The sequence below is a fragment of the Calidithermus terrae genome (assembly GCF_003574345.1).
GTDB lineage: Bacteria > Deinococcota > Deinococci > Deinococcales > Thermaceae > Calidithermus > Calidithermus chliarophilus.
Window position 1 is genome coordinate 1 of the sequence record NZ_QXDL01000376.1, and the last position, 1,968, is coordinate 1,968.

Annotated in this window: 3 protein-coding genes; all 3 read left to right on the forward strand. The window is 69.6% G+C overall.

Features of this window, described 5'->3' with window-relative positions; genetic code table 11:
- Positions 1 to 287 precede the first annotated feature (287 nt).
- The 3 genes from Mterra_RS23545 to Mterra_RS20865 all read left to right on the forward strand — a co-directional run bounded on the left by Mterra_RS23545 (position 288) and on the right by Mterra_RS20865 (position 1,966).
- Complete coding sequence (locus tag Mterra_RS23545) at positions 288 to 419, forward strand: hypothetical protein (RefSeq protein ID WP_275054872.1); 132 nt, start codon at positions 288 to 290, stop codon at positions 417 to 419.
- Positions 420 to 530: 111 nt separating this feature from the next.
- Entirely contained in the window at positions 531 to 1,199 is a 669-nt protein-coding gene (locus Mterra_RS20860) for a vWA domain-containing protein (RefSeq protein ID WP_119316828.1), read from the forward strand.
- Between the two features lie 17 nt (positions 1,200 to 1,216).
- Positions 1,217 to 1,966 carry a PP2C family serine/threonine-protein phosphatase gene (locus Mterra_RS20865; protein WP_170159775.1) on the forward strand — a complete coding sequence of 250 codons (750 nt, stop codon included), beginning with the start codon at positions 1,217 to 1,219 and terminating at the stop codon, positions 1,964 to 1,966.
- Positions 1,967 to 1,968: the final 2 nt, after the last annotated feature.

Here is a 1,968-nt window from a genome sequence, read left to right on the forward strand (position 1 = left end):
ATCCTGGCCAGGTCGGGGCGTGCACCCGACCGCAGATGGGCTCGGACGGAGCCTGCGGGGATGGGTACGGCGTGGGCCGTCCCGTGAGAACCGCGAAGCCCCGTTCTTCAGAACGGGGAGTCGTCACACCGCTTAGGGAAAGAACGGGTGAGGTTGTCATGCAAGCAGGTCAGGTTCAGTTCAGAAGCCCAGACGAGAATAAGTCGTTCACAATAACTTGTTACCAATCCGTTGGCTCAGCACCTGATAGAGTTCTCCGTGAATTAGCTATAGCAGTGAAATAATCGTTGGGTAAGTTCGTCAAAGAGCATGGCCGGCGCAGGCTATCCCCAGAACGCCTCGAGCAGATGCTCCTCATCGTCAAGAAGCACCTGGAAGCGGGCATCAGGAACTACGAAAACATCTTCGGCCCCGACTGATCGGGCCTGTACCGGTACTGCCGCCATTGCCCCGGCTTTTCTGCTATCGTGCGTCTCGAGGCTCAGGCATAAACCCACGGGGCGCACCGCCCCGTGTCCGGGAGGTGTGTGATGAGCGGTATCTTCGAGGGCGACGAGTTCGCCGACAACCCCGAGCCCAGGGCCTTGTGCGTGCTGGTGCTGGATAGCTCCGGCTCCATGCAGGGCGCCCCCATCGCTGAGCTCAATGCCGGTCTGCGCCGCTTCCGCGACGACCTGGCCGCCAACCCCCTCGCCGCCAAGCGGGTCGAGCCCGCCGTGGTGACCTTCGGTGGGGGGGTGCGGGTGGCGCAGATGCCCACCGTGGTCGAGAACTTCACCCCGCCCGCCCTGCAGGCCAGCGGCAACACCCCCATGGGCCAGGCCATCCAGACCGCGCTGGCCTTGATCAAGGCCCGCAAGGAGGAGTACCGGGCCAACGGCGTGAGCTACTACCGCCCCTGGCTCTTCCTCTTCAGCGACGGCGAGCCCAACGACGAGTGGCAGGCCGCCGCCGAGCAGCTCGCCCAGGAGGAGGCGGCCAAGGGCGTGATCGTCTTCGCGGTGGGCGTGGACGGGGCCAACTTCGACGTGCTGCGCCAGGTGGCGCGCAAGAACGCCCCGGTGCGGCTGAAGGACGTGGGCCACTTCGCCGAGATGTTCCGCTGGCTCTCCAACAGCCTGCAGCAGGTCTCGAGCAGCCGCGTGGGCGACCAACTGCGCCTGGAGCCCCCCAAGGACTGGGGCGTGATCGACACCTGAGCCCCGGGGGCAGGGCCTTGAGCTGGCGGGTGATCGGGGCGTCGGTGGAGGGCAGCAGCCACCGGCAGGCCGGGCGGGGCTGCGACGACGCGCACGGCCACCGGCAGGCGGGCGAGCTGCTGCTGCTGGCGGTGGCCGACGGGGCCGGCTCGGCGCTGCTGGGCGGGGAGGGGGCCCGCATCGCGGTGGAGGCGGCCCTGGGCGCGCTCCACGACAGCCTCGTCGAGGTCTCGCTCGACTGGGGCGAGGCGCTGAACCGCGCCCTGCGCACGGCCCGGGCGGTGCTCGAGGCCGAGGCCTACTACCAGGGCCGGCCCTTCCGCGAGTACGCCACCACCTTGCTGCTGGCGGCGTGCGACGGGGAGCGGCTGGGCGCGGTCCAACTGGGCGACGGGGCCGTCGTGGCGCGGCGCGGGGGGTGCTGGGAGCGCCTGACCCGGCCCAACGAGGGCGAGTACGCCAACGAGACGGTGTTCCTCACCGTGCGCGAGCCCGAGCGCCACGCCTCGAGCTTCGTCGGGCCCTGCGGCGACCTCGAGGCTTTGGTGCTGCTCACCGACGGGCTGGAGGGCCTGGCCCTGAACCTGCGCGAGGGGCGGCCCCACGCCCCCTTCTTCGAGGCGCTGCACCGTTTTGCCGCGCGGGAGGGGGAGGTGGGGGCGCTCGAGGCCGCCCTGCGCGAAGAACTTGCCTCCGAGCGCGTCGAGGCCCGCACCGACGACGACAAGACTTTGCTGATCGCGCGGCGGGTGGGGGAGGGGGCTTAGCG

Bases quoted from the DNA above. Each gene is read 5' to 3' on its own strand.
- Mterra_RS20860 (WP_119316828.1), top strand. From the start codon at position 531: ATGAGCGGTATCTTCGAGGGCGACGAGTTCGCCGACAACCCCGAGCCC.